This is a genomic window from Actinophytocola algeriensis (assembly GCF_014203735.1).
In the GTDB taxonomy this organism is placed as follows: Bacteria; Actinomycetota; Actinomycetes; order Mycobacteriales; family Pseudonocardiaceae; genus Actinophytocola; species Actinophytocola algeriensis.
The window spans coordinates 595,853-619,667 of the sequence record NZ_JACHJQ010000006.1 but is presented as its reverse complement, the minus strand read 5'-3'; the positions used below and the strand labels follow the sequence as shown (position 1 = coordinate 619,667).

Below are 23,815 nucleotides of genomic sequence, written 5' to 3'. Positions count from 1 at the left end.
CGTCGACAATGGAGGGTGAGAATCGTGATCGGACAGGACATGGTCAACCAGTTGTACGACTGCCAGGTCGTCGACCCGAGGGGCGAGAAGATCGGCTCCGTCAAACGGATCTGGCTGGACGGGCAGACCGGTGACCCGCTGTGGGCGTCCGTGCACACCGGACTGTTCGGGTTGAAGGAGTCGTTCGTCCCGTTGCAGCGCGCGGAGTTCCACGAGGATCAACTGCAGGTGTCGGTGGACAAGGAACAGGTCAAGGAGTCGCCGAGGATCGAGGCGACGAACGACAACATGACCGACGACGAGCAGGCCGCGCTGTACCGCCACTACGGGTTCGGCCCGCAGGCACGCGGGGAGCACGACCAGCGGCAGCGTTCACAGCAGCAGCCCAGGCGCCCTGGCTCGAGCATGCAGCCCGGGGAGTACCCCGGCCGTGGCCGGGACACCCGGCAGGGAGCCGGCCGCCAGGAGAACACCGGTGGCGACGCGATGACCCGCTCGGAGGAGCGGCTGCGGGTCGGGACCGAAGAGGTGGAGACCGGCAAGGTGCGGCTGGTGAAGCACGTGGTCACCGAACAGCAGCAGGTGCAGGTGCCGGTGTCGCACGAGGAGGTCCGGCTCGAACGCGAGCCGATCACCGACGCCAACCGCGCGGACGCGATGCGTGGCGCGGACATCACGGAAGCCGAGCACGAGGTGACGCTCCACGCCGAGAAGCCGGTGGTGAAGAAGGAAACCACGCCGGTGGAACAGGTGCGGCTCGCCAAGGAGACGGTGTCCGACACCGAGACGGTGTCCGACACGGTGCGCAAGGAGCAGGTGGACCTCGAGGAAGGTCGCGAAGGACGCCATGGCCGCGAAGGCCGCCGTCGCTGAGGTCGAGTAACCGGGGCCCCGAGGTGGGCACGGGGTCCCGGTGGGCGGGTCAGACGCGCGTGAGCGCGGACATCGCGTTGGGCAGCGTCACGTAGATCTCGAGCTCGTCGGTCACCTCGGTGAGGGTGAGCACGCGCCGCACGGGATGGGTCGGGGCGACCAGTGCCAGCCTGCGGTGTTCGTCGGTGCTGCGTTCGTTCGCCTCGCGCAGGACCTGCACGCCGACCAGGGCGAGGAACGGTACTTCCGACATGTCCACCAGGACGTTCGGCACCTGCCGTCGCTCGGTGTCGGCGATCGCGTCGCGGAGCATGGGCGCGGTGTACAGGTCGATCTCGCCGATCGGGTGAATCTTCTCGAGGTCGTCCCGCTCGTGAATCTGCAGAACAGAGAAGTGCTGGTGCGCGCTCTCCCGCCGGACGACCGCTCTGCGCGTGTTGCGGCTCATCGGATCTCCCTGTGAAACGGTTGATCGTTAGCGCCAGAAAGTAAAGAACCACCACAGCGTTGGTGCTGGTGATGCGGTGTGCCGTCACCGTCTGCCCACGTCGGCAGAGGACTCTGCGATTCAGCGTCTCTTGGTCTCGGCTGTTCTCTCAACCTCCACCCAGCATCGCACGGTGTGGAAGAGGTGTCCACCCAACCCATCACGCCTGGACAGCGGCCCCCGCGCGGCGCACGGCCGCCACGATCTCGGCGTTCGTGACGCCTTTGATCAGGTATTCCCGGACGCCAAGGCGTTTCAGCTCGTCCACCGTGCCCGAGTCGTCGTAGGCGGAGAACGCGAGCAGTTGCGTGCGGGGCGACCGGACCCGGATCTCCCTGGCCGCGTGTGCGCCACCCCCGCCGGGCATCCGGACGTCGAGCACCGCGACGTCCGGACCGTGCGTCTCGGCGAGGGAGACGGCCTGTACCGCGTCCTCCGCGATGGCCACCACCTGCAGGTCTGCCTCCGCGTCCAGCACTTCGGACAGCGCGAGGCGGATCATCGGGTCGTCGTCCGCGACGAGGACCCGCAGCGGCACGCGTACCTCGTACGTCATGCCCCTCCTTCCACCTCGGCGAGGGCGTTGGGCAGCCAGAACCGCACGGTCGTGCCTTCGTCCGGCACGCTGTCCACCGACCACCAGCCGCCCGCGGTCTCGGCCCGCTCCCGCATCTCGATCAGCCCGAAATGCCGGTTCGGGTGGCCGGTGGCCGGGTCGGGGAAGCCGCGGCCGTCGTCGCGCACTTCGGTCAGGGTGCCGCCGTCCGTGCTGGTCAGCGCGATGTCGACCCGCGTGGCGCCCGCGTGCTTGCGCACGTTGCTGAGCGCTTCCTGGCAGATGCGGAAGATGGTGATCGCGGTCGCCGTCGGCGGCTCGACGGCCAGGTCGGCGGACAGGTTCGCCCCCAGCCCCCAGCCCTCGACGGCGTCCCGCAGGTAGCCGGTGAGCGCGGGCACCAGCCCGTGCTCGTCGATCGCGGTCGGCCGCAGGTGCACCACCAGGTTGCGCAGCCTGCTGACCGACGCCCGGACCGTCTCCTCCAGCTGCGCCATCACCGGGCGCTGCTCGTCCGGCAGCCGCCCCGCGAGCAGCTGCAGCCGCATGCCGACCGCGACCATCGCCTGGATCGAGTCGTCGTGCACGTCCCACGCGATGCGGCGGCGCTCCAGCTCCTGCGCTTCGACGAAATGGGACAGCAGTCGCCGCCGCTCGAGGAGTGCCTGCTCGGCGATGCGGCGTTCGGTCATGTCGCGGGTGACCTTGCCGAAGCCGCGGAGTTCTCCGTTGTCGTCGAAGAGCGCGGTGATCACGACGTTCGCCCAGAAGCGCGTGCCGTCCTTGCGGACGCGCCAGCCTTCGTCCTCGAGGCGGCCGTTGGCGATGGCCTCGCGGAGTTCACGTTCGGGTTTCCCGGCGTCCTCTGCCGGATAGAAGACGGAGAAGTGCTTGCCGATGATCTCGTCCTCGGTGTAGCCCTTGATGCGTTCCGCGCCCGCGTTCCAGCTGATGATGTGGCCGGTCGGGTCCAGCATGAAGATGCCGTAGTCCCGCACACCCTGTACGACCAGGCGAAACCGTTCCTCGCTCGCCCGCAGCGCCTCCTCGGCGTGGTGGCGCTCGGTCATGTCGCGGGTGACCTTGCCGAAGCCGCGGAGTTCTCCGTTGTCGTCGAAGAGCGCGGTGATCACGACGTTCGCCCAGAAGCGCGTGCCGTCCTTGCGGACGCGCCAGCCTTCGTCCTCGAGGCGGCCGTTGGCGATGGCCTCGCGCAGTTCCCGCGCCGGTTTGTCGCTGTCTTCCGCTGGGTAGAAGACGGAGAAGTGCTTGCCGATGATCTCGTCTTCCGTATAACCCTTGATGCGTTCCGCGCCCGCGTTCCAGCTGATGATGTGCCCTGCCGGGTCCAGCATGAAAATGGCGTAGTCCCGGACGTTCCGCACCAGCATTCGGTACCCGTCATCGGGCTGCATGTCCCAACTCTGCACCACTGGCAGGAGGTCCCGCTCGTCAGGCAGGGTCGCCGTTCGGAAGTGTGGCCAGCTCACACCACACCACCTTCCCGCGGCCGCGACGAGAGGCCCCCCAGGCGGACGAGATCTGCTCGACCACCCGCAGACCGAGCCCGCTGGTGGGAGTCACCCGGTGCGACACCGGGAGCAGGGGGCTGTCGTCACACACCTCGGCGCGAACCCGGTCACCGCCGTTGACGAGCCGCACCACGGGCGTGCCGTGCCCGTGCAGGAGGGCGTTGGTGACCAGCTCGGACACGGCCAGCACGAAGTCGTCGTGCGAGCAGCGGGTACGCCACGCGGCCAGCGTCGACCGCGCGAACTGCCGCGCGAGGGCCGCGCTGGTATCCCGTTCGGCCAGTCGGAGCTCGGCCACCGCCGGTGCACGTGTCTCCACGGTTCCACCTTCCGCCAGACAGGGGAGCGGAGCGAGATGCGGATGACGGGCGTGAGGTAGTGCAGGTGCACCAACGCGGGCGGTGCGGGCGCGGGCGACCTTGGCCCGAGGTCAGTCCAGCAGGCCTTCTCGGCGCGCGATGGCCACCGCTTCCAGTTTCGAGCGGGCGCCCAGTTTTTCGAGGACGCGCTGCACGTGGTTGCGGGCCGTGTTGTGGGCGATGCCCATGCTGGCCGCGACCTCGGCGGTGCTCGCGCCGTTCGACAGCAGGTCCAGCGCCTGCCGTTCCCGCGTGGTGAGCGTCGCGCTCGGGGTGCGGCCGGTGAGCCGGTTCAGGACGCCGGCCAGGAACTCCGTCCCGAACACCGCCTCGCCCTCGGCCACCCGGCGGACCGCGTCCTCCAGTTCGTCGAGGCCTGCCGACTTCAGCACCAGGCCCGCCCCGCCCGCCTCCGCGACCCGTGCGGCGACCGTCGCCGTCGCCTCGCCGGTGAGCACCAGCACGCGGGCGCCGGAGGCACTCAGTGCGCCGATCGACCCGATCGCGTCGCCGTCCGGCAGCCTGCGGTCCAGCAGCACCACGTCCGGTTCGTGTTCACGGACCGCGTCCGCCGCCGTGGCGATCGAGTGGGCCCGCGCGACGATCTGGATGTCGTCGGCGCGCGCCATGGCGAGGGTCATGGCCTCGGCGACCATGTCGTGGTCCTCCACCAGGACGACACGAGTGGGTTTGGCGTCCGTCGGCGGACTGGTTCCCGGTGGCAACGTTCTCCCGCCCTGAGATCTCGTCGGTTCGCCCAGTCAGTGTCGCCCAGTCTTCCTCGTCCATGTGCCGACTACCCACCCGGTGTCCGTTTAGCCATCCGGTGACCTGGATATTCCGCCCGCATGACCCGCTCACTGTGGCTCGACACCACGCAGGGGACGGCCCGCAGGCAGCCGCCACTGCCCACCGCCGCCGACGTCGTGGTCCTCGGTGCCGGCATAGCGGGCCTGACCACCGCGTACCTCCTCGCCCGGACCGGCCGGTCCGTCCTGGTGCTGGAGGCGCACGAGATCGGCGGCGGGGTCTCCGGCCACACGACCGCGAAGCTCACCGCGCAGCACGAGCTGATCTACCACCGCATCGGCGACGCCGCGGCCCGGTACGGCGGGAGCCAGCTCGCCGCGCTGGAATGGGTCTTCGCCACGGCGGCGGACAACGGCATCGACTGCGACCTCGAGCGCACCGACAGCCACGTCCACACGACCGATCCCGCCCAGTTGCCGGAGCTGCGTGCCGAGGTCGCCGCCGCGGTGGCCGCCGGGCTCCCGGCCGAGTACGTGGACACGATCGACCCGCCGCTCGGAGCCGTGGGTGCCGTGCGGTTCCGCGGGCAGGCGCAGTTCCACCCGCGCAAGTGGCTGCTCGGCCTCGCCCAGCTGACCGAGGCCGACGGCGGGCAGATCATCGAGGGCGTCCGCGCCACCGGCCTCCGCGAAGGCGACCCGTCGATCGTGCGGACCACCGCGGGCTCGGTGCGGGCGAAGGACGTGGTCGTCGCGACGCACTACCCGATCTTCGACCGCGGCCTCTTCTTCGCCCGGCTGGAACCGACGCGTGACCTGGTCGTCGCCGGGCCCGCGAGCCGGGAGGTCACCGGGACGTACCTGGACGCCAGGACCCACCACTCGGTCCGCGCGGTGCCCACACCCGACGGCAGGCAGGTCGTCGTCGGCGGCGAGCACTACCGGGTCGGGGACCACGTCGACGTCAACGCCCGCTTCGCCAAGCTGGCGGCGTGGGCCCGTGAGCACGTGGGGCTGACCGAGGTCCGCTACCGCTGGTCGGCACACGACATGTCCACTGTGGACAGTGTGCCGTACGTGGGCCGCTACCACCCGAGGGCGTCGCACCTGTGGGTCGCGACCGGCTTCGGCCAGTGGGGCATGACCGGTGGCACCGCGGCGGGCATGCTGCTGCGCGACCTGGTGGCGGGGGAGGACAACGAGTACGCGGACCTGTACGACCCGAACCGCTTCTCGGTGCGGGCCGCCGCCGGGATGGTGACCGCCAACGCGACGGTGGCGAAGTTCCTCGCGGGCGACCACGTGCGTGCGCTGGCCAAACCCGGCCTGGCGAACCTGCGCCCTGGCGAGGCCAGGGTGACCTCGACGGTCGCCGCCTACCGCGACGAGAGCGGGGCCCTGCACGCCGTGCGCGCGCACTGCACGCACCTCGGCTGCCTGGTGGCGTTCAACAACGCGGAACGCACCTGGGACTGCCCGTGCCACGGCTCCCGGTTCGATGTGGACGGTCAGGTGATCCAGGGTCCGGCGGTGCACCCGCTGCGCCGGGTGAACGGAAAGGAAGAACGATGACCGAGCCGATCCTGCCCAAGCCCGAGCCACTTCCCGAGCCCGGCGAGCCGACCCCGGACCCCGGCCCGACGGACCCGCCCCAGCCGCCGGTGCCCCCCGGCCCGGACCCGAGGCCACCGTCCGAACCCGACCCGCTGGGACCTGCTGGTCCGAGCTGACCGGCACCCGCAGCCCCTGCCGGACCGCCGGTGTTGACGTTCGGTCACGATAGGGTGCGGGGCATGGCTGACCTCGTCCACATCGCCGCGGAGGGCCGGTGAGCCGGTGGCGTGGGACCGCCATTCCCTTCCTGCTCATCGCCCTCCCGCTCGCCGTCGAGCTCGGCGGGTGGCGGTGGGGCGAACTGGTTCTGAGCCTCGCCGTCGTCGGCGGGGCCGTGGTGGCGTTTCGGCGGTTTCCCCTTCTCGTCGTGTCGCTCTCCGTAGTCGGGGCCGTGGTCCCCTCACTCGTGCTGTCACCCATCGCCACCAGTCCGGTCCGGGGGTGGCCGTTCGCCGCCGCCGCCGTGTTCGGGTATCTCGCCGGACGGCGGCTCGGCCAGGCACGGCCGGTCGGGGCGGTGCTCGCGGGCGGCCTGCTCGCCGGGCTCCCGGTCGGCGTCGCCGTCGACGTGTTCGAGCGCGGCGAGTTCGGGGTGCTCTTCGGGCTCTACGACTGGTTCGTGCTCGTTCTCGTCCTGCTCCTCGTCTTCGGGTTGCCCTGGCTCGCCGGGCGGTACCGGCGCCAGCGCATCGAACTGCGCGCCGCCGGGATCGCGCGGGTGGCGGCCGTGGAACGCAACCGCATCGCACGCGAGATGCACGACTCCCTGGGGCACGAGCTGGGACTCGTCGCGCTGCGCGCCGCCGCGCTCGAGGTCGCGCCCAGCCTCGACGACGGCTTCCGCGCCAAGGCCGGGGAGGTGCGGGCCGGGATCGCCGCCGCCACCGAGCGCCTGCACGAGATCGTCGGGCTGCTCGGGGAGCCAGAGGACACCGACCTCACCGCGCTCGTCGCCCGTGCCACCGCTGCCGGGCAGGCGGTCGACCTGACGATGGCCGTCGCGCCGCCGGACGCGGTGGCCGGGGTCGTGTACCGGGTCGTGCGGGAAGGGCTCACCAACGCGGGACGACACGCGCCAGGGGAGCCCGTCAGCGTGCTCGTCGAGCGTGGCGCGGCCGGGACCACCGTGACCGTCGAGAACGGGCTTGCCGGCACGGGAGCCGGGCGGGGCAACGGGTTGGGGCTCGCCGCGCTGCGTGCGGAGGTCGCCCGGCTCGATGCCGGGGTGCGGGACGGGCGGTTCGTGCTCACCGCCGTCGTGCCGCACGACGTCACCGTCCCGCGGTCCAGGGAGCGGCCTCGGGTGTGGCGCCTCGTCCGGGTGCCGCTGGCCGCCGCCGGGGTCGTCGTCGTGCTGGGGATCACCGTGTACGGCCTCGTCGGTGCCGACAACCGGCTCGACGACGGTGTGTACGAGAGGCTCTACATCGGACAGCCTCGCGAGGATGTCGACCTGCCCAGCTTCCAGATCCTCGGCGACCCGGAACGCGCACTGCCGGCACCACCGCGCGGCGCCGACTGCGCGCACTACTGGGCCACGGTCCAGACCGACGACCGCCTCTTCTACCGGCTGTGCTTCGTCGACGGCAGGCTCGTGCTCAAGGAAACGGTCCCGCGATGATCCGGGTTCTCCTCGCCGACGACGAACCGCTGGTGCGGGCCGGTATCCGGGCCGTGCTCGCGGCGGACCCCGAGTTCGAGGTCGTCGCCGAGGCCGAGAACGGGCGGGTGGCCGTCGAGTTGGCCGCCGCCCACCGGCCGGACGTCGTGCTGCTCGACATCGTGATGCCGGTGCTCGACGGGCTCGGTGCGGCCGCCGAGCTGGCCCGCACGCTGCCGGACGTCGGTGTGCTGATGCTGACCACGTTCTCCGCCGACGAGCACATCGCCGCCGCTCTCGCCGGCGGCGCACGCGGGTTCCTGCTCAAGACCGGCGACCCTCGGGACCTGTTCGCCGGTATCCGCGCCGTCGCCGAAGGCGCCGCGTTCCTGTCGCCGAAGGTCGCGCACCGGGTGATCCAGCAGGTCAGCGGCGACCGGCTGGCCAGTGCTGCGCGGGCGCGCGGGCTGGTCGCCGGGCTGACCGCGCGGGAGAAGGAAGTGCTGGCGCTGGTGGGCGCCGGGCTGCCCAACGCCGAGATCGCCCGCAGGCTGCACGTCGTGGAGGGCACGGTGAAGGTGTTCGTCACGTCGATCCTGCGCCGCCTCGGGGTGGCGAACCGGGTGCAGGCGGCGATCGTCGCCCACGAGGCCGGGCTCGTATGACTTTCGGCTAGTGCGGCCGTTGCCGATCGGCCGATGCCCCGGCCGGTCGCCGTGACGACGCTGGTGGCATGAAGACGTTGATGATCGCCGTGGCGCTGGCGGCCGGGCTCATGCCGGCCGCCGGAGCGTCACCAGCCCTCCAGCTGCCAGGGCCGACCGGGCACCACCCCGTCGGGACGCGGGAGGTGCACCTCGTCGACCGCGACCGCACCGACCCGTGGACGGGACAGCCGCGCGAGCTGATGGTGTCGCTGTCGTACCCCGCGGCCCGTGACGGCAGGCGGGTCATGCAGTTCCCGCCCGAGATCGCCGCGTTCTACGACCGGCAGGCAGGCGCGCGGGACGGTTCGTTCTCCGGCATCCTCACGCACTCGCGCACCGGCGCGCGGCCGCTGCCGGGACGCGGGCCGGTGATCCTGTACTCGCCGGGCGGCAACCAGTCGCGGTTCCTCGGCACGACGCTCGTCGAGGACCTCGTGAGCCGAGGTTACGTCGTGGTGAGCGTCGACCACACGCCGACCGGCCCGGTGCGGTTCCCCGACCGCTACGAGCCGCCGAAGTCCGGTGTGGACGGTGGTGAGGCGGTGCGGGAACGCGTGCGGGACATCGGTTTCGTGCTCGACGAGCTGGCTGCGTTCCCGTCACTGGACCTGTCCAGGGTCGGGATGCTCGGGCACTCGATGGGCGGGTTCGCGGCCGCGGAGACGATGGTGACCGACGCGCGGGTGGACGCCGGGGTGAACCTCGACGGCAGCATGCCGCCGAGCGCGGGGCAGGCGGCGGTCCGGGGCGTGACGCGGCCGTTCATGTTGATGGGTGGCGGGTTGAGCAGGGGGGTGCCGCACAACCACGCGCACAGCGACGACTGGGGTTCGTTCTGGGCGGCGTCGACCGGCTGGAAGCGCGACGTGTACCTGCCGGAGGCCGAGCACATGAGCTTCACGGACGCGCAGGTGTTGCTGCCGCAGCTCGACGGTGATCACACGAGCGCCATCGGCACCGTCGGTCCGCGCGAAAGCCTTGCGGCGCAACGGATGTACGTGGCCGCGTTCTTCGACCTGCACCTGCGCGGGAAGCCGACCACGGTGTTCGACCGGGCCGCGCACCCGGACGTGCGGATCGTCCCGTGATCGCGGACTTCCTCGACTGGCTCGCCGCGCTGCCACCCGCGGGGGTGGTGGCGGTGGCCGGTCTGCTGGTGTTCGGCGAGACGACGCTGGGGCTCGGGTTCGTCGCCCCTGGTGAGACGGGGCTGTTCGTGCTGGGCACGACCGCGGTGTCACCGCCGCGGTTCGTGGTGATGTGGCTGGTCACTTCGGTGTGCGCGGTCGGGGGCGACGCGGTCGGGTACTGGCTCGGGCGGCGGTACGGGCCGAGGCTGCGGCAGACGGCGGTGGTGCGCAGGCACGGGGCCAAGGCGTGGGACCGGGCGAGTGACGTGCTGCGGCGGCGCGGGGCGTGGGCCGTGCTCGTGGCGATCTTCCTGCCGGTGCTGCGGACGCTGGTGCCTGCCGCGGCGGGTGCGTCGGGGCTGCCGTTCCGGCGGTTCCTGCCCGCGGTGGCGGTGGGCGCGACCGCGTGGTGCGCGCTGCACATCGGCATCGGCGCGGCGGCCGGGGAGGCGGCGCGGCAGGTGGAGGACTGGGTGGGCCGCGGCAGCTGGGCGCTGGCGGCGGTGCTCGTGGCCGGGGTGGCCGTGGTGCTGCTGGTGCGGCGCCGCAGGGGCGGTGGCCTCCGGCCCCCGGTTGCCGGCGTACGGGAGGGGGCCGAGAGTTCCGGCGATTGACGGTCCTGCCGGTGGAGGCGGACGTGATGAAGGGGTCCTTCGTCGCGTCGAGCGCAACGAAGGGGTCCTTCATCACGCCGGACGTTACGAAGGGGTCCTTCATCGCGCCGGACGTTACGAAGGGGTCCTTCATCGCGCCGAACGTTACGAAGGGGTCCTTCATCGCACCGAGCGTCCCGAGGGCCCCCTCGTGGCATCGCAGCAGAGACAGAACGTCACGTCAGGCGGTCCAGGAACGGGTTCGTGAACTTGCCCTTCGGGTCGTGGTGGGCGCGCAGCTCGAGGAAGTCCGTCCACCTCGGGTACAGCGTGCTGATCTCGCTGGTGTGGAACAGCTTCCCCCAGTGCGGGCGGGCGCCCAGCGGCAGCAGCACCGCCTCGATGTCGGGCAGCAACCCCGTCACGCCGGGGACGTCCAGCTTCCACGTGAAGTGGATGCCCAGCACGTCCCGGCCACCGGCCGGGGACAGCCACAGGGTGTCCGCTGCCACCGTGCGCAGCTCCGTGATCTGCAGCAGCGGTGCGATCCTCGGCCCCATCTCCCGCAGCCTGGCCAGCGCTTCCGGCGCCGAATCACGCGGCAGCAGGTACTCGCTCTGCAGCTCCGCGCCGGCGCTCGGCTTGTGCCCCAACCTGAAGTGCGGCAACCGGTCCAGCCACGGCCCCGGCACACCGCCCTGCTCGGTCACCGCCGCCACCGACTCGCCCGGCAGCATGTGCACCGGGCCGTCGGCCGGGGTGTACGGGAGTGCCACCGGGTCGAGGCTCTTCACCCACACCTGCGCGGGCCCGACCCAGTCGGTGAACACGCTGACGCTGTACCCGCTCGCGAACACCTCCGCCAGCTCACCGGCCACAGTGGACCACGGCACTGACGGGTAGACCTGTTGCCGCACCTCGAAAGCCGGCCGCACGTCCAGTGTCACCCGCGTGATCACGCCGAGCGCGCCGAGCGCCACCACGCTGCCTGCGAACTCCGGATCGCCGCGCCACAACGTGCGCAGCCCGCCTGAGGACGTCACGAGCTCCAGCCCGGCCACCGCCGTCGACAGGCAGCCGTTGCCGTCGCCGGAGCCGTGGGTGGCGGTGGCGATCGCGCCCGCCACCGAGATGTGCGGCAGTGACGCCATGTTCGGCAGCGCGAGCCCGCGCTCGGCCAGGAACTCCGCCAGCACCCCGTACCGGACACCGGCGGGCACCGACACCTGCTGTCCGGTCACGACGATCTCGTCGGGCATCTCCTCCAGCGACACCAGCGTGCCCTGACCGTCGGCGAGGTCGTTGAACGAGTGCCGCGAGCCCAGCGCGCGCACCCGGTCCCGGTCCGCGACCAGCTGCCGCAGCGCGTCGACCGACCGGGGGCGCGCCACCTCCCGTGCCTGGTATGCGATGTTGCCGGCCCAGTTCTGCTCCACTTAGGACTGCTCCCGTCTGTGTGCCAGTGCGGCCGCCTGGATCCTGCTCCTGACCCCGAGCTTCCGCAGGATGTTCGAGACGTGCACGCTCGCCGTCTTGGTGCTGATGAACAGCTCCGCCGCGATCTCCGCGTTCGTTTTCCCTTGCCCCACCAGGGAGAAGATCTCCGCCTCGCGGGCGGTCAGGCCGAGCGCGGGCGGTGCGGTCGGCGGCGCGAGCCGGGCTCGCTCGCTCAGCGCGGTGATCACACCGGCCAGTGGCGCGGCGGCGAGAGCCGCCGCCGTCGAGGCCGCCGACGCCAGCAGCTCGGCCGCTCTGGCGCGGGATCCCTTGGTGGCCAACAGGGACTCGGCCGCGCGGAACCGCGCGTAGGCGGTCAGGTACCGGTCCGGACCGCCGTCGACCGCCGCCCACGCCGCCGGGTCCAGCCGGCCGCGTTCCGCCTCCGCCAGCGCCACGGCCCGCAGTGTGCGCGGCAGCGCCACCGCACCCCTGGCCTCGAGCGACTCCCGGTGTGCCCGGCCCGCCGCCAGCAGTTCGTCGGCGGTCGCCTCGTCCTCGACGCAGGCCGCCAGCCACACCCCGGTCGCCACGAGCCGTGCCACCAGCCACATGTCGTGCGCCGACAACGCGATCTCGAGCCCGCCGCGGACCGCCGCCAGCCCGTCCGCGTGCCTGCCCTCCGCACCCGCGAGCCGTCCCCGCAGGTGGGCCAGCTCGGTGCCGTACTGGGCGTCGTCCTGGCCGTCGAGCACCGCGCCCGCCCGGTCCAGCAGCGCGGTCGCCGCGGCGAGTTCTCCGCGCCGCAGCAGGACCTCCGCGCGCGGCAGGTCCACGAAGATCCAGTTGAACGGGTCGGCGGCCGGGTCGTCGGGATCGGCGGAGGTGTCGAGCGCCTCGTCCCACCGGGACAGCTCGGCGAGCGCCCGGACCGCGTTGCCCACGATCGGCAGCAGGTAGATCGCGAACCCCAGCTCACCCGCCCGCTCGATGCCGTCGCGGGCGAGCGCGAGCGCCTCGTCGTGCCGGTCCGCCCAGATCAGGCTCTCCGCCGTGTTCACGTACCCCACTCCGACGAACCTCGGCACCCCGGTCCGCGCGCCGAACTCGCGGTGCCGCGCCAGGAACCCGGTGCCCTCGTCGACGTGCCCGAGCATGACGTGCCCGGTGCCGAGCACGGTCAGCGCGCGGTTGCGGGGCACCAGGTCGTCGGCGTCCTCGCTCGCCTGGGGCAGGATCCGCTCCGCGTGGCCCACCGCGTCCAGGTACCGCGCGCCCAGCATCGCCAGCATCATCTGCCACGACTCCACCCGCAGCCGGGCGGGCGAGTGCGGCGGCAGCAGCCGCACGGTCTCGGCGCTCGCGTGCCGCGCCAGCTCCCAGTTGCCGGCGCTGCGGGCCTGGTAGGAGAGCTGTTCGTAGGCCTGCGCCACGCGTTCCGGGTCGCGCAGGGCGGCCAGGCGCTGCCGGGTCAGCTCCACCGCGCGCTGGTTGTGGCCCGCGAGGCTCGCGGCCTCGGCGGCCCGTTCGAGCAGCGTGTCGTGGTCGATGCCGGTCACCGCCTCGGGACCGGCGACGTCCGGCCAGCGGCGCAGCGCCCGCTCGTAGTGGGCGTGCGCGGCGGCCGGGGCGTGGCCGTCGGACGCGCCGGTCGCCGCCCGCACCGCGGCGGCCAGCGCGGGTTCGGCCTCGCCTGCGGCGTCCCAGTGGTGCGCCAGCTCGGCGGCCTGCGACATGGCCAGCTCGGGGTGCGCGGTGAGGCTGCGGGCGACCGCCGCGTGTGCCTGCCGCCGCTCACCCGGCAGCAGCTCCCGGTACAGCGCCTCGTGGATCAGCGCGTGCCGGAACGCGTACGCGTCGGGTTCGACGATCACCAGCTGGCCGTGGTCGACCAGGTCGCGGACCGCGACGTCCAGGTCCCGCGGCACCAGCGCGGCGAGCAGGTCGTGCGGCACCGTCCTGCCGACCACCGACGCGAGCCGCGCCAGGTGCTGAGCGGGTCCGGACAACCGGGCCATGCGGGTCACGATGATCTCGCGGACCGTGCGCGGCACGGTGTTGCCCGCGGCCAGCAGCTCCTCGGTGAAGAACGGGTTGCCCTCCGCGCGGGCCATGAGCGTGTCGACCAGCTCGTCCGGCGGCGCCGCGCCGAGCACGCCGGCGGCGAGTGCCGCCACCCCGGCGCGGTCCAGCGGCGGCAGGTGGATGCGGGTGGCGTGCGGGGACCTGGACAGCTCCGCGACCAGCGCCGCGACCGGGTGGTGTGCCGGCACCTCGTCGGCCCGGCAGGTGGCGATGATCAGCACGGGCGCGGCGGAGAGCGCCCGGTGCAGGAACAACAGCAGGTCACGGGTGGCGGCGTCGGCCCAGTGCAGGTCCTCGAGCACCAGCACCACCCGCTCACCGGCGGCGCGGACCGCGTCGGCGATCCTGCGGTACTCGGTGGCCCGGTCGCCCGCGGCCGTGCTCATCGCGCCGGTGAACAGGTGGGGGAGCGCCTCGACGAACGGCGCGTACGGGATGTCGGCCTCGAACTGCAGGCAACCGCCCGTCAGCACGGTCGCACCGGTCCCCTGTGCGAAGGCCCGGACCAGCCGCGTCTTGCCCACCCCCGCGTCGCCGTCGACCAGCACGAGCCGGATGTCCGACTGCGCTTGATGTTCGTTCCGCAAGCTCCACGACTGTGCCTGATGTTCGTTCCGCAAGCTCCACGAAGAGGCCCCGCAGGCCGCGAGGGCGGCGAGCTCGGCTCGCCGCCCCACCAGTTCCGGCACCGACACCCGCGCCACGCGGTGCAGTATGTCCTAGATGACGGTCCGCCCATAGCCTCCTCCTATGGATGTGCGCCAGCTGCAGTACTTCCTCGCGATCGTCGATCACGGCAGCGTGCACCGGGCGGCTCAGGAACTGTTCGTGGCGCAGCCGTCGGTCTCGCAGGCGTTGCGGGCGCTCGAACGCGACCTCGGCACCGACCTGTTCCACCGCACCGGCCGCAGGCTCGTGCTCACCCCGGCCGGCGAGCGGCTGATCGACCCGGCCCGCGAGGTGCTGCGCGGTGTCGAGCTGGCGCGCGCGACGGTCGAGGCCGTGCACGGGCTGCGGTCCGGGCGGCTGGTGATCGCGTCCATGCCGTCGCAGGCCGTGAGCCCGCTCGCGCCGATGATCAGCCGGTTCCGCGCCGAGTACCCGCTGGTCGAGGTGTCCGTGCGGGCGGCGGCGACGCCGCCGGAGGTGATCGCGGCGGTCCGCGCGGGGTCGGCCGAGCTGGGGGTCCTCGGCGCGCCCAGCCTCGGGCCCGAGCTGGCCGGGCTGACCGTCCACCAGCTGGAGACGCAGGCGTTCGTGCTGGTCGCGGCCACGGAGGCGGACCTGCCCGCCGCCGGTGCGCCGGTGTCTTCGGACGCGCTGGCCGGGCAGCGGCTGATCGTCGGCCAGCCCGGTACCGGCATGCGCCGCGTCGCCGACGAGATCCTGCGCCGTTCCCGGGGGTCGCGGATCGCGGTCGAGATCGAGCACCGGGAGGCGGTGCTGCCGCTCGTGCTGGCGCGGGTCGGGGTCGCGGTGCTGTCCGAGTCGTGGCGGGAGCTGGCGCGGTCGGCGGGTGCGGTCGTGCGGGACCTCGCGGGCGACGAGGTGCTTCGGGTCTGCCTGGTGCACCGCGACGGCAGGCTCAGCCCGGCCGCCGCCGCGTTCCTGCCCGGATAGGCCCGCTCTGATAGGCACTGCCTGTCAGTCCGACAGGGAACCGGTCTTGGCCACGATCGGTCGCCGTCGGATTCACTCCATGTCATGACCGACCACCGCATCGCCCTCATCCCCGGCGACGGCATCGGCGCCGAGGTGCTGCCACCCGCCGTCGCCGTCCTCGACCGCGTCGGCGCCCGCCACGGCGTCACGTTCCGCTACGACGAGTTCGACTGGTCGTGCACGCGCTACCTCGCCGAGGGCGCGATGATGCCCGCCGACGGCCTGGACCGTATCCGCCACCACGACGCGATCCTGCTCGGCGCGGTCGGCTGGCCCGGCGTGCCGGACCACGTGTCGCTGTGGGGGCTGCTCATCCCCATCCGCCGCCAGTTCCGGCAGTACGTGAACCTGCGGCCGATCAGGGTCTTCGAGGGCGTGCCGACCCCGGTCCTCGGCGCGGTGCCCGGCATGGACTTCGTGGTGGTGCGGGAGAACGTCGAGGGCGAGTACTCGGAGGTCGGCGGCCGGTTCAACCGCGGCTTCCCCGACGAGATGGCCGTGCAGGAGGCGATCTTCACCCGGCCGGGCGTCACCCGGATCCTCGACTACGCGTTCGACCTCGCGGCGACGCGCCGCGGCCACGTCACGTCCGCCACGAAGTCCAACGGAATCGTGCACACGATGCCGTTCTGGGACGAACTGGTCGTCGAGGCAGGAGCGCGGCACCCGAACGTGGAGTGGCGGCAGGAACACATCGACGCGCTCGTCGCGAAGGTCGTGCTGGACCCGTCGCGGTTCGACGTGATCGTCGGTTCGAACCTGTTCGGCGACATCCTCTCCGACCTGGCGGCCGCCGTCGCGGGCAGCATCGGCATCGCGCCCGCGGGGAACATCGACCCGTCCGGCGAGTTCCCGTCGATGTTCGAGCCCGTGCACGGCTCGGCGCCGGACATCGCGGGCCAGGGCGTCGCGAACCCGCTCGGTGCGATCTGGTCCGCGTCGATGATGCTCGACCACCTCGGCCACCCGGAAGCGGGCGCGGAAGTCCTCGCGGCGGTGACCGCTGTCCTGGCGAACTCGCCGGTGCGCACCCGGGATCTCGGCGGCACCGCGTCCACGGACGAGTTCACGACGGCGGTGCTCGACACTCTTCCGCCTCCCCGCACGTGAAAGTGTTGGTCCCGACCCGGCACCAGCGGCGGACCGGAGGCGGTTGGTGGCTGAGTGCCGTCACGTTCCCCTGAGGTGGCTGCTGATCAGTCCAGGACTCACCCGCGAAGGTCCGCAGGGCGCGTTAGTGTCCTGGTGTGGCGGAGGAGAAGTCCGAGAGCAAGCTGACCGTGCTGGTGGCGCTGGGTGCGAACTTCGCGATCGCGGTGCTGAAGCTGATCGCGGGTGTCATCACCGGTTCCGCCGCGATGCTGGCCGAGGCGGGGCACTCGGTGGCGGACACGTTCACCGAGGCACTGCTGCTCACCGCGCTGCGCCGGTCATCACGGCCGGCCGACCGCGCGCACCCGTTCGGGTACGGCAAGGAGCGGTACTTCTGGTCGCTGATGGCCGCGGTGTCCATTTTCACCTCCGGTGCGCTGTTCGCGTTCTACGTGGGGTTCAAGACCGTGTTCGGCGAGCCGGAGGAGCAGACGAGCCCCCTGGTCGGCTACGCCGTGCTGGGGCTCGCGTTCGTGCTGGAGGGCACGTCGTGGCTGCGCGCGGTGAAGCAGCTGCGCACGGAGGCGGCGGAGCAGAACCGCTCCGTGCGCCGCTACCTGAACCTGATCGACGACCCGACGGTCAAGACCGTGTTCTACGAGGACAGTGCCGCACTGGTGGGCATCCTGCTCGCGTTCGGTGGCCTCGCACTGCACGACGTGACCGGCGACTCGCTGTGGGACGGGTTGGCGTCGGTGCTGATCGGCGTGCTGCTGGCGGGGGTCGCGTACCTGCTGGGGCGCACCAACCTGGGGCTGCTCATCGGCAGGCAGGCCGACCCGGCGATCGTCCGCGGTGCGCGGGAGATGCTGGCCGCCGAGCCGGAGGTCGAGGTCGTGGTCGACCTGCTCACGATGGTGACGGGCACCGACCAGGTGCTGATGTGCGCCCGGCTGGACTTCGCGGACGACCTGACGGCGGCGGACCTCGAGATCGCGTGCGTGCGGATCGCGGGGGAGCTGCGTGCGCGGTTCCCCGACCTGGACGAGATCTTCCTCGAACCGGTGCCTCGGACGGATCCTGAGCTGCGGGCGCGCGTTCTGGCTCGGTACGGCGACGTGTAGTCGCTTGTCCACTGTGTGCTTTGTCTTCGCGGTTTCTGCACGGTGTGGTGTGGGGCGCCCCCGCGCGCCTTTCGCGGCGCCGCCAGCCCATCCGGCTCGCCATCACGGTCGGCGGCCGGACCCGGTGAGCGTTAGTCCGCCAGTGCCTTGCGTGCCTTCGACACCGAGGCCGCGTGGTCGTCCATGTCTTGCCACGGGTCCTTCTTGCGGCGGCGGGCGATTCGGGCCGGGGTGAAGCCGTCCGGTTCCGTGCGGCTCAGCTCGTCCCACGTCAGCGGGGTTGCCACACCGGCCGTCGGGCGGGCGCGCAGCGTGTACGGGGCCACGAACGTCTGCCCGTAGGCGTTTCGGTTGACGTCGAGGAAGATGCGGTCGCCGCGTTTGTTCTTGCGTTGTGCGGTGGTCAGCAGGTCCGGGTCGCGGGCGGCCACGTGGTCGGCCAGCGCCAGCGACAGTTCCCGGGTCTCCTCGTAGTCGGCGCTCCGGTCCAGCGGCGCCGCCACGTGGAAACCGCGCCCGCCGGTCGCCTGCACGTACGGGGTCAGGCCGACCTCCCGGTACAGGGACGCCAGGCGGCGCGCCACGTCCCGCAGCACCCGGACCGGCACGCCCTGCGGTGGGTCGATGTCGATCACCAGGCGGTCCGGGTGCTCCAGCGCATCCATTGTGGACAGCCAGATGTGGAACTCGATCGTCGCCTGGTTGGCCAGGTACACCAGGGTGGCCGCGTCGTCGCACACCACGTGGTGGATCGTGCCGCCCTGGCGTTGCGGTACCTCCTCGACCCGCACCCAGTCCGGGAAGTGGTCCGACGCGTCCTTCTGGAAGAACCCGCCGCCGCCGATGCCGTCGGGGTAACGGCGCATCGTCAGCGGGCGTCCCGTCAGGTGCGGCACCATCTGGTCCGCCACCTTCCGGTAGTGCGCGATCACGTCCCCCTTGGACAAGCCGGCATCCGGGAAGAACGGCTTGTCCAGGTTCGACAGTTCGACATCGTCGGGGTTCATGACGTCTCCCGCACCACCTCGGTTGGTGACTTGTCGTTGCGCAGTCCCGTGAACCGGGGGTGCCGCAACCTGCCGTCCGTGGTCCACTCGGTGAACCCGATCTGTGCCACCAGTTCCGGCGCGACCCAGTGCGCGGCCGGTTCGCGCACCCGGTCCGCGAACGGGCTGGCGTCGGTCTCCAGCGCACCCATCCGCTCCCGCAGCGAGCGCAGCACCTTCTGGTTGTACCCGGTGCCGACCTTGCCCGCGTACCGCAACCGGTCGCCGTCGTAGTAGCCGACCAGCAGCGCGCCGAACCCCGACCGTGCCCCCTTCGGGTCGGTGAACCCGCCGACCACGAACTCCTGGTCGCGCACGCACTTGAACTTGAGCCAGTCGGTCGACCGGCCCGGCTGGTACAGCGAGTCGGCGCGTTTCGCGATCAGGCCCTCCCAGCCGCGTGCGCACGCCCGCTGGTAGTACTCCTCGCCGTGGCCGAGGCGATGTGCCGACAGCCGCAGCGGGTCGGTGAACCTGAACGCGTGGCGCAGGAGCCGCTTGCGTTCCCGCAGCGGCGTGCTCCGCAGCTCCTCACCTTCGAACGACAGCAGGTCGAACACGTAGTAGAACACCCGCACCCCGGTCGCTTCGATGCGTTCCTGGCCGGTCAGGTGGATGCGTGGCTGCAGTGCGGCGAAACTGGTCTGCGAACCGTCGAACGCGACGATCTCACCGTCCGCGACGAACCGCGGCGCACCGCGCGACGCCAGCGCCTCTGCCAGCTCCGGGAAGCTGCCGTCGATCCGCTTCTCGTTGCGGGACCACAGCTTCACCGCACCACCGTCGCGTTCGGACAGTGCGCGCACGCCGTCCAGCTTGCGCTCGAACAGCCAGTTGTCCGAGGAGAACCGGCGATCGGTGAGGGTGGCGAGCATGGCCTTCGGCGCGTTCACTCGAAGTCCTCGTTCACGTGCCCGGACAGCACCGACTCCGGCTTCGTGCGTGCCGGTTTCGCCCGCCGGTCCGCGCCGTCGTCGTCCTTCTTGACGAGGATCCACTTCTCCTGCCTGCCGGTCCCGGTCCGGGTCAGCGAGAACGCGCCGGACAGCTTCTCGCCGTCGAGCCACACCGTCAGGTGCCCGTCCTCGACCGCCTTGGCCATGGCGACCGGTTCGTCCGAGCTGACGCCCGTCAGGTTGCGGTAGGTGCCGGTGTCCCAGACGACGACCGTGCCCTTGCCGTACCCCTCGCCGATCCGGCCCTCGAAGCCGGCGTAATCCACCGGGTGGTCCTCGGTGCGCACCGCGAGCCGCTTGTCGCGCGGGTCCAGTGACGGTCCTTTCGGGACGGACCACGAGACCAGCACGCCGCCGACCTCCAGCCGGAAGTCGAAGTGCAGTGTGGACGCGTCATGGCGTTGCACGACGAACAGGTCGCCGCCGTCCTTCTTCCCGCGACGGCCGGCAGGCTCGCCGGACGCCGCGGTGTCCCGTTTCGACCGGTACTCGGTCAGCTTGTCCTTGCTCATGGCCGGTGACGCAGCAGCACACCGATGCCGTCCCGCACCAGCACGGGCTCGCCCCGCACGTCAGCCGCGCTGACCAGCTCGGCGCCGACCATGAGCGCGGCGGCGGGCAGCGCCTCGTCGGCCCGCACCCGGTCGATGTGCTCCGCGCCGACGGCACGCAGCTCGTCCTCGGTCAGCGCCACCGACCTCGGCTCGTCGCTCGTCCACAGCGTGGCGTCGTGCAGTGTCGGGTCGCTGATCACGACCGCGGCCGCGTTGCCCTCACGCAGCGCGCTGGTCGTCTCGGCCAGTCCCTGCACGGCCAGTCCGCGGTCGGCGGCCAGGGCGGCGCGGAACTCCTCGACGATCGAGTCCTGCTCGGTCCGCGCCCGTTCGGTGGCGAGGCTCGCGACGATCCGGTCGAAGTCCGCGGACCCGCCCTCGCGCCGCCCCGACGGCTCGGCCAGGATCTCCCGGCAGCGCGGCGGCAGCTCCTCCCGCAGCTCCGCGACCACGTGCGGCTCACCCGCGACGACCAGCAGCCGGGCACCGACCTCGTCGACCAGCCGCGCGAGTTCCTCGGCGACCTTGCGGACGTTGCGGTGCACGGTCTCCTCGGCGCTGTGCTGGATGTGCAGGTGCGACCAGCCGCCGCCGCGGACCTTGTGCACCGGGTGGTCCTCCCCCTCGGTGGCGTGCTCGCTGCGCACCAGCCCGTCGGCGTCGACCGCGCGCACGTCCGCGCCGACCTTGTCGACCCGCGCGGCGACGTGCGGCACCTGACCGGTGTCAAGTTCGACGAGCGGTAGCAGGTACGGACAGGTCCCCACCCGGGTGACGGGTGCGGGTGGCGGGCCCGCGAGCGTGCGGTCCAGCAGCACCTCGCCACCCGCGGCGATCAGCAGCCTGCCAGCCCGGCCCTCGGCGGGCGGCGCGTTCCGCACGGCGTCGTCCAGTGCGGTCAGCGAGTCCTCGTCCGCGCCCTTCTCCGCCAGTTCCGCGCGGGCCGCACGCCAGCGCAGCTCCTGCTCGTGTGCGGCGTTCTCGGTGTCGTGTGACCCGTCCAGGTGAACGGTGGCGAACGGGCCCCGGTGCGCCAGTACCTCGCGCAGCTCACCGATGTTCATGGTGCGCCTCCTTCCGGTCCGGTGCACCGGGTACCCACTCGCCCTGGCGTCATTCCAGTGTCATTCCAGCACCAGGTGGGCCACCCTTTCGGGGTCCGCGAGGATGTCGATCTCGACGATCCGCCCGTCGACCACGGTGAACCCGAACACGACCTGCGGGCGGCCATCGCGCCGGACGACCATGCCCGCCGCGCCGTTGACCAGCGCGGGCTCCGGGATCCCGGCCTGCCCGGACGCCCGGAACGTGAACGCCTGCCCGGCCACGGCCGCCGCTCCGCGCACGATCCGCGTCGTACCGGGGGGCATGGCGCCGCCGTCGGCCCGCAGCACCACCTCGGGATCGAGCACGGCGACGAGCCCCTCGAAGTCGCCGTCCCTGGCGGCCGCGAAGAACGCGTCGACCACCGCGCGCTGGCGGGTGAGGTCGGGGTCCGGCGTGGTCGGCGCACCCTGCACCCGTCGCCGGGCCCGGCTCGCGAGCTGCCGCGTCGCGGTGGGCGACCGCCCGACGATCGGCGCGATCTCGTCGTAGGGCAGGGCGAACATGTCGTGCAGCACGAACGCGAGCCGCTCGGCCGGGTCGAGCGTGTCCAGCACGACCAGCAGCGCGAGCCCGACGGAGTTCGCGAGCAGCGCCTGGTGCTCGGGGTCGAACCCGTCGGCCCGCCCGACCACGGGGTCCGGCAGGTGCGGCCCGGCGGGCTCCTCCTTCCGCGACCGCCGCGACCGCAGCATGTCCAGACACACCCGCCCCACGACGGTGGTCAGCCAGCCGCCGAGGTTCGCGACGTCCCCCGTGTCCGTTCTGGACAGTCGCAGCCAGGCCTCCTGCACCGCGTCGTCCGCCTCGGTGAGCGACCCCAGCATCCGGTACGCCACGGCCCGCAGATGCGCACGGTGCCCCTCGAACCGCTCGGCGAGCCAGTCGTTGTCGTCCATCAGTCCTCCGTCATGTCGTCATAGCACTGACGGATCTCACGCGCTCAGTGTGACCGCTGGTGCGGTGTCCACCGGCGTTTGCCGGGCCCGGCCAAGTCGACGGTGATCGCTGTGCCGGGATGGGGCTGGTATGCCGTGAAAGGCGCGTTCAGGACATCGCCAGCGCTGTGAAAAGGCGCGTTGAGGACGTTGAGCGCCCTAAACGCGCCTTCACGGCATGGCCAACGCCGTGAAAGCGCCTTTCACGGCACAACGGGATGTCGTGAGGGTGCGGGAGACGCCGGGGGCGCCGGGGGGCGCAAGCCCCGAACCACACCAGGCAGACCGACCCATGCCAAGCCACCGAAGATGCCAACCCAGGGAGCCATCCCGGAGACCTGCCCCTCCGGCGAAGAGCCGCCGGAGGCAAAAGCCCGTCCGGCGAGGACAAACCACGAACCCACCCCGGCCAACGCAAGTGGACACATAGCTCGGGGGCGGTGCGATGCCCTGAAAGACGCTCAGGACATCGGGTGACCAGCGGCGGTCACATCCGCGCCGTGGGATTCGTCAGGGCTGGTGACAGTGACCGATGTTCCGAGGAGGAAACCGTGCAGGCACGGATGAAGAACCCCGCCACGGTGTTGCCCGAGGTGGCGACCGGGGTGAAGCACCTGGTCAAGGCCGCCAACTCGACCGGGCTGCCCGGCACCACGCTCGAGCTGGTGCACCTGCGTGCCAGCCAGATCAACGGTTGCAGCGCGTGCGTCTGGATGGCGTCCCAGGGCAAGAACGCCGCCGCCGGCGGGGAGAAGCTGTGGGCGGTGAGCGCGTGGCGGGAGGCGCCCTGCTTCGACGACGCCGAGCGGGCGGCGCTCTCGCTCGCCGAGCACGTGACGCGGCTCGCCGACCTGAACGCCGACGCGGTGCCGGACGAGCTGTGGGCCGAGCTGACCAAGCACTACGACGAGGAGCAGCTGGCCGCGTTGACCCTCTGGATCGCCACGACCAACTTCTTCAACCGGCTCAACGCCACGGTCAAAGAGCCCGCGGGAACGGTCTGGAGCTGAACCATGCGCCACGACATGACGATGATGTACGCCATGCACGACGCGCTCCGGCGCGATCTCGGTGCGATCGCCACGGCGGCCGCGCGGCGGACCCCGCTGCTGCGGACCGCCGCCGGCTGGGAGCTGTTCAAGAAGGCCCTGCTCACCCACCACCTCGCCGAGGACGAGGTGTTGTGGCCCGCCATGCGGGTGGCGCTCGCCGACAAGGACGACCTCACCCTGCTCGACGCCATGGAGGCCGAGCACGCCCGCATCGACCCGCTGCTGGAGGCGATCGACGCCGCGCTTCTCGACGATTCGCGGCTCGACCGGCTCGGGGACCTCGCCGACGCGCTCGCGGTCGAGCTGACCGCGCACCTCGCCCACGAGGAGAAGGAGGCGATCGACCTGATCGACGCGACCGTCTCCGAGCAGGACATGGCCGCGTTCGGTGCCGCGCACTCCAAGCGGTACGGATCGGACGTCTCGCGCGTCCTGCCGTGGCTGCTCGACGGCGCGGCCGACGAGACCGCCGAGCTGATCGTCGGTGGCCTGCCAGAACCGGTGCGCAACGCCTACCGCGACGCGTGGCTGCCCGCCCACCGGGCCGCGCGGCTGTGGCCGTGAC

24 protein-coding genes are annotated in these 23,815 nt (G+C 71.9%); 12 read left to right on the top strand and 12 right to left on the bottom strand.

What is annotated here, in order from left to right; all coding sequences use genetic code 11:
• Positions 1-24: 24 nt before the first annotated feature.
• A complete protein-coding gene (locus tag FHR82_RS29755; protein ID WP_184813864.1) occupies positions 25-873 on the top strand; it encodes a DUF2382 domain-containing protein in 849 nt (282 codons plus the stop codon).
• A gap of 49 nt (positions 874-922) precedes the next feature.
• On the opposite strand, the gene FHR82_RS29750 is transcribed toward FHR82_RS29755, so the two are convergent.
• The 5 genes from FHR82_RS29750 to FHR82_RS29730 form a co-directional block, all read right to left on the bottom strand.
• Complete coding sequence (locus FHR82_RS29750; protein ID WP_184813863.1) at positions 923-1,321, bottom strand: STAS domain-containing protein; 399 nt, start codon at positions 1,319-1,321, stop codon at positions 923-925.
• Between the two features lie 199 nt (positions 1,322-1,520).
• Positions 1,521-1,916: a response regulator transcription factor gene (locus FHR82_RS29745; protein WP_184813862.1), complete on the bottom strand. Its 396-nt coding sequence runs from the start codon at positions 1,914-1,916 to the stop codon at positions 1,521-1,523.
• Positions 1,913-3,331: a PAS domain-containing sensor histidine kinase gene (locus FHR82_RS29740; protein WP_184813861.1), complete on the bottom strand. Its 1,419-nt coding sequence runs from the start codon at positions 3,329-3,331 to the stop codon at positions 1,913-1,915. The genes FHR82_RS29745 and FHR82_RS29740 overlap by 4 nt, the downstream gene beginning before the upstream one ends.
• A gap of 37 nt (positions 3,332-3,368) precedes the next feature.
• On the bottom strand, positions 3,369-3,767 hold the full coding sequence (locus tag FHR82_RS29735) for an ATP-binding protein (RefSeq protein WP_184813860.1): 399 nt from the start codon (positions 3,765-3,767) through the stop codon (positions 3,369-3,371).
• A 111-nt stretch (positions 3,768-3,878) separates the two neighbouring features.
• The gene (locus FHR82_RS29730; protein WP_311771336.1) at positions 3,879-4,478 is read right to left on the bottom strand and encodes a response regulator transcription factor; all 600 of its coding nucleotides are present in this window, start codon (positions 4,476-4,478) and stop codon (positions 3,879-3,881) included.
• A 177-nt stretch (positions 4,479-4,655) separates the two neighbouring features.
• On the opposite strand from FHR82_RS29730, the gene FHR82_RS29725 reads away from it, so the two are divergent.
• The 6 genes from FHR82_RS29725 to FHR82_RS29700 all read left to right on the top strand — a co-directional run bounded on the left by FHR82_RS29725 (position 4,656) and on the right by FHR82_RS29700 (position 10,221).
• Positions 4,656-6,128, top strand: coding sequence for an FAD-dependent oxidoreductase (locus FHR82_RS29725; protein ID WP_184813859.1), 1,473 nt, complete (start codon positions 4,656-4,658; stop codon positions 6,126-6,128).
• The gene (locus tag FHR82_RS47680) at positions 6,125-6,286 is read left to right on the top strand and encodes a hypothetical protein (RefSeq protein WP_184813858.1); all 162 of its coding nucleotides are present in this window, start codon (positions 6,125-6,127) and stop codon (positions 6,284-6,286) included. Before FHR82_RS29725 ends, FHR82_RS47680 begins: the two co-directional genes overlap by 4 nt.
• Before the next feature lie 98 nt (positions 6,287-6,384).
• Positions 6,385-7,791: a sensor histidine kinase gene (locus FHR82_RS29715; RefSeq protein ID WP_184813857.1), complete on the top strand. Its 1,407-nt coding sequence runs from the start codon at positions 6,385-6,387 to the stop codon at positions 7,789-7,791.
• A complete protein-coding gene (locus tag FHR82_RS29710) occupies positions 7,788-8,435 on the top strand; it encodes a response regulator (protein ID WP_184813856.1) in 648 nt (215 codons plus the stop codon). The genes FHR82_RS29715 and FHR82_RS29710 overlap by 4 nt, the downstream gene beginning before the upstream one ends.
• 68 nt (positions 8,436-8,503) lie before the next feature.
• Positions 8,504-9,565 (top strand): alpha/beta hydrolase family protein, encoded by a 1,062-nt coding sequence (locus FHR82_RS29705; RefSeq protein WP_184813855.1) that lies wholly within the window; start codon positions 8,504-8,506, stop codon positions 9,563-9,565.
• Positions 9,562-10,221 (top strand): DedA family protein, encoded by a 660-nt coding sequence (locus tag FHR82_RS29700; RefSeq protein ID WP_184813854.1) that lies wholly within the window; start codon positions 9,562-9,564, stop codon positions 10,219-10,221. The genes FHR82_RS29705 and FHR82_RS29700 overlap by 4 nt, the downstream gene beginning before the upstream one ends.
• A 215-nt stretch (positions 10,222-10,436) precedes the next feature.
• On the opposite strand, the gene FHR82_RS29695 is transcribed toward FHR82_RS29700, so the two are convergent.
• Both FHR82_RS29695 and FHR82_RS47675 read right to left on the bottom strand, forming a co-directional pair.
• A complete protein-coding gene (locus tag FHR82_RS29695) occupies positions 10,437-11,636 on the bottom strand; it encodes a D-arabinono-1,4-lactone oxidase (RefSeq protein ID WP_184813853.1) in 1,200 nt (399 codons plus the stop codon).
• Complete coding sequence (locus tag FHR82_RS47675) at positions 11,637-14,309, bottom strand: ATP-binding protein (RefSeq protein WP_184813852.1); 2,673 nt, start codon at positions 14,307-14,309, stop codon at positions 11,637-11,639.
• A 163-nt stretch (positions 14,310-14,472) separates the two neighbouring features.
• Here FHR82_RS47675 and FHR82_RS29685 point away from each other — a divergent pair, with 163 nt between their 5' ends.
• From FHR82_RS29685 to FHR82_RS29675, 3 genes are all read left to right on the top strand, one after another.
• A complete protein-coding gene (locus FHR82_RS29685) occupies positions 14,473-15,342 on the top strand; it encodes a LysR family transcriptional regulator (protein WP_184813851.1) in 870 nt (289 codons plus the stop codon).
• 84 nt (positions 15,343-15,426) lie between these two features.
• The gene (locus FHR82_RS29680) at positions 15,427-16,494 is read left to right on the top strand and encodes a tartrate dehydrogenase (protein ID WP_184813850.1); all 1,068 of its coding nucleotides are present in this window, start codon (positions 15,427-15,429) and stop codon (positions 16,492-16,494) included.
• Between the two features lie 137 nt (positions 16,495-16,631).
• Positions 16,632-17,600: a cation diffusion facilitator family transporter gene (locus FHR82_RS29675; protein ID WP_184813849.1), complete on the top strand. Its 969-nt coding sequence runs from the start codon at positions 16,632-16,634 to the stop codon at positions 17,598-17,600.
• 131 nt (positions 17,601-17,731) lie between these two features.
• On the opposite strand, the gene ligD (FHR82_RS29670) is transcribed toward FHR82_RS29675, so the two are convergent.
• From ligD (FHR82_RS29670) to sigJ, 5 genes are read right to left on the bottom strand one after another with little or no spacing between them, the layout of a single operon-like run.
• Positions 17,732-18,607 carry a non-homologous end-joining DNA ligase gene (gene ligD / locus FHR82_RS29670; RefSeq protein WP_184813848.1) on the bottom strand — a complete coding sequence of 292 codons (876 nt, stop codon included), beginning with the start codon at positions 18,605-18,607 and terminating at the stop codon, positions 17,732-17,734.
• Complete coding sequence (gene ligD, locus FHR82_RS29665) at positions 18,604-19,521, bottom strand: non-homologous end-joining DNA ligase (RefSeq protein WP_184814152.1); 918 nt, start codon at positions 19,519-19,521, stop codon at positions 18,604-18,606. Before ligD (FHR82_RS29665) ends, ligD (FHR82_RS29670) begins: the two co-directional genes overlap by 4 nt.
• A 14-nt stretch (positions 19,522-19,535) precedes the next feature.
• Positions 19,536-20,114, bottom strand: a complete 579-nt coding sequence (locus tag FHR82_RS29660; protein WP_184813847.1) for a DNA polymerase ligase N-terminal domain-containing protein — start codon at positions 20,112-20,114, stop codon at positions 19,536-19,538.
• Complete coding sequence (locus FHR82_RS29655) at positions 20,111-21,220, bottom strand: Rv2629 family ribosome hibernation factor (RefSeq protein WP_184813846.1); 1,110 nt, start codon at positions 21,218-21,220, stop codon at positions 20,111-20,113. Before FHR82_RS29655 ends, FHR82_RS29660 begins: the two co-directional genes overlap by 4 nt.
• A 60-nt stretch (positions 21,221-21,280) precedes the next feature.
• On the bottom strand, positions 21,281-22,159 hold the full coding sequence (sigJ, locus tag FHR82_RS29650) for an RNA polymerase sigma factor SigJ (protein WP_184813845.1): 879 nt from the start codon (positions 22,157-22,159) through the stop codon (positions 21,281-21,283).
• A gap of 590 nt (positions 22,160-22,749) precedes the next feature.
• On the opposite strand from sigJ, the gene FHR82_RS29645 reads away from it, so the two are divergent.
• Entirely contained in the window at positions 22,750-23,208 is a 459-nt protein-coding gene (locus FHR82_RS29645; protein WP_184813844.1) for a carboxymuconolactone decarboxylase family protein, read from the top strand.
• A 3-nt stretch (positions 23,209-23,211) separates the two neighbouring features.
• Positions 23,212-23,814, top strand: coding sequence for a hemerythrin domain-containing protein (locus FHR82_RS29640; RefSeq protein ID WP_184813843.1), 603 nt, complete (start codon positions 23,212-23,214; stop codon positions 23,812-23,814).
• Position 23,815: the final 1 nt, after the last annotated feature.

Excerpts from the sequence above, each read along its gene's own strand:
- FHR82_RS29680 (WP_184813850.1), top strand. The coding sequence starts at position 15,427 with ATGACCGACCACCGCATCGCCCTCATCCCCGGCGACGGCATCGGCGCC.
- FHR82_RS29685 (WP_184813851.1), top strand. The coding sequence starts at position 14,473 with ATGGATGTGCGCCAGCTGCAGTACTTCCTCGCGATCGTCGATCACGGC.
- FHR82_RS29740 (WP_184813861.1), bottom strand. The coding sequence starts at position 3,331 with ATGCAGCCCGATGACGGGTACCGAATGCTGGTGCGGAACGTCCGGGAC.
- FHR82_RS29655 (WP_184813846.1), bottom strand. The coding sequence starts at position 21,220 with ATGAACATCGGTGAGCTGCGCGAGGTACTGGCGCACCGGGGCCCGTTC.
- FHR82_RS29640 (WP_184813843.1), top strand. The coding sequence starts at position 23,212 with ATGCGCCACGACATGACGATGATGTACGCCATGCACGACGCGCTCCGG.
- ligD (WP_184813848.1), bottom strand. The coding sequence starts at position 18,607 with ATGAACCCCGACGATGTCGAACTGTCGAACCTGGACAAGCCGTTCTTC.
- FHR82_RS29725 (WP_184813859.1), top strand. The coding sequence starts at position 4,656 with ATGACCCGCTCACTGTGGCTCGACACCACGCAGGGGACGGCCCGCAGG.
- FHR82_RS29705 (WP_184813855.1), top strand. The coding sequence starts at position 8,504 with ATGAAGACGTTGATGATCGCCGTGGCGCTGGCGGCCGGGCTCATGCCG.
- FHR82_RS29710 (WP_184813856.1), top strand. The coding sequence starts at position 7,788 with ATGATCCGGGTTCTCCTCGCCGACGACGAACCGCTGGTGCGGGCCGGT.
- FHR82_RS29745 (WP_184813862.1), bottom strand. The coding sequence starts at position 1,916 with ATGACGTACGAGGTACGCGTGCCGCTGCGGGTCCTCGTCGCGGACGAC.
- FHR82_RS47680 (WP_184813858.1), top strand. The coding sequence starts at position 6,125 with ATGACCGAGCCGATCCTGCCCAAGCCCGAGCCACTTCCCGAGCCCGGC.
- FHR82_RS29750 (WP_184813863.1), bottom strand. The coding sequence starts at position 1,321 with ATGAGCCGCAACACGCGCAGAGCGGTCGTCCGGCGGGAGAGCGCGCAC.
- ligD (WP_184814152.1), bottom strand. The coding sequence starts at position 19,521 with ATGCTCGCCACCCTCACCGATCGCCGGTTCTCCTCGGACAACTGGCTG.
- FHR82_RS29660 (WP_184813847.1), bottom strand. The coding sequence starts at position 20,114 with ATGAGCAAGGACAAGCTGACCGAGTACCGGTCGAAACGGGACACCGCG.
- sigJ (WP_184813845.1), bottom strand. The coding sequence starts at position 22,159 with ATGGACGACAACGACTGGCTCGCCGAGCGGTTCGAGGGGCACCGTGCG.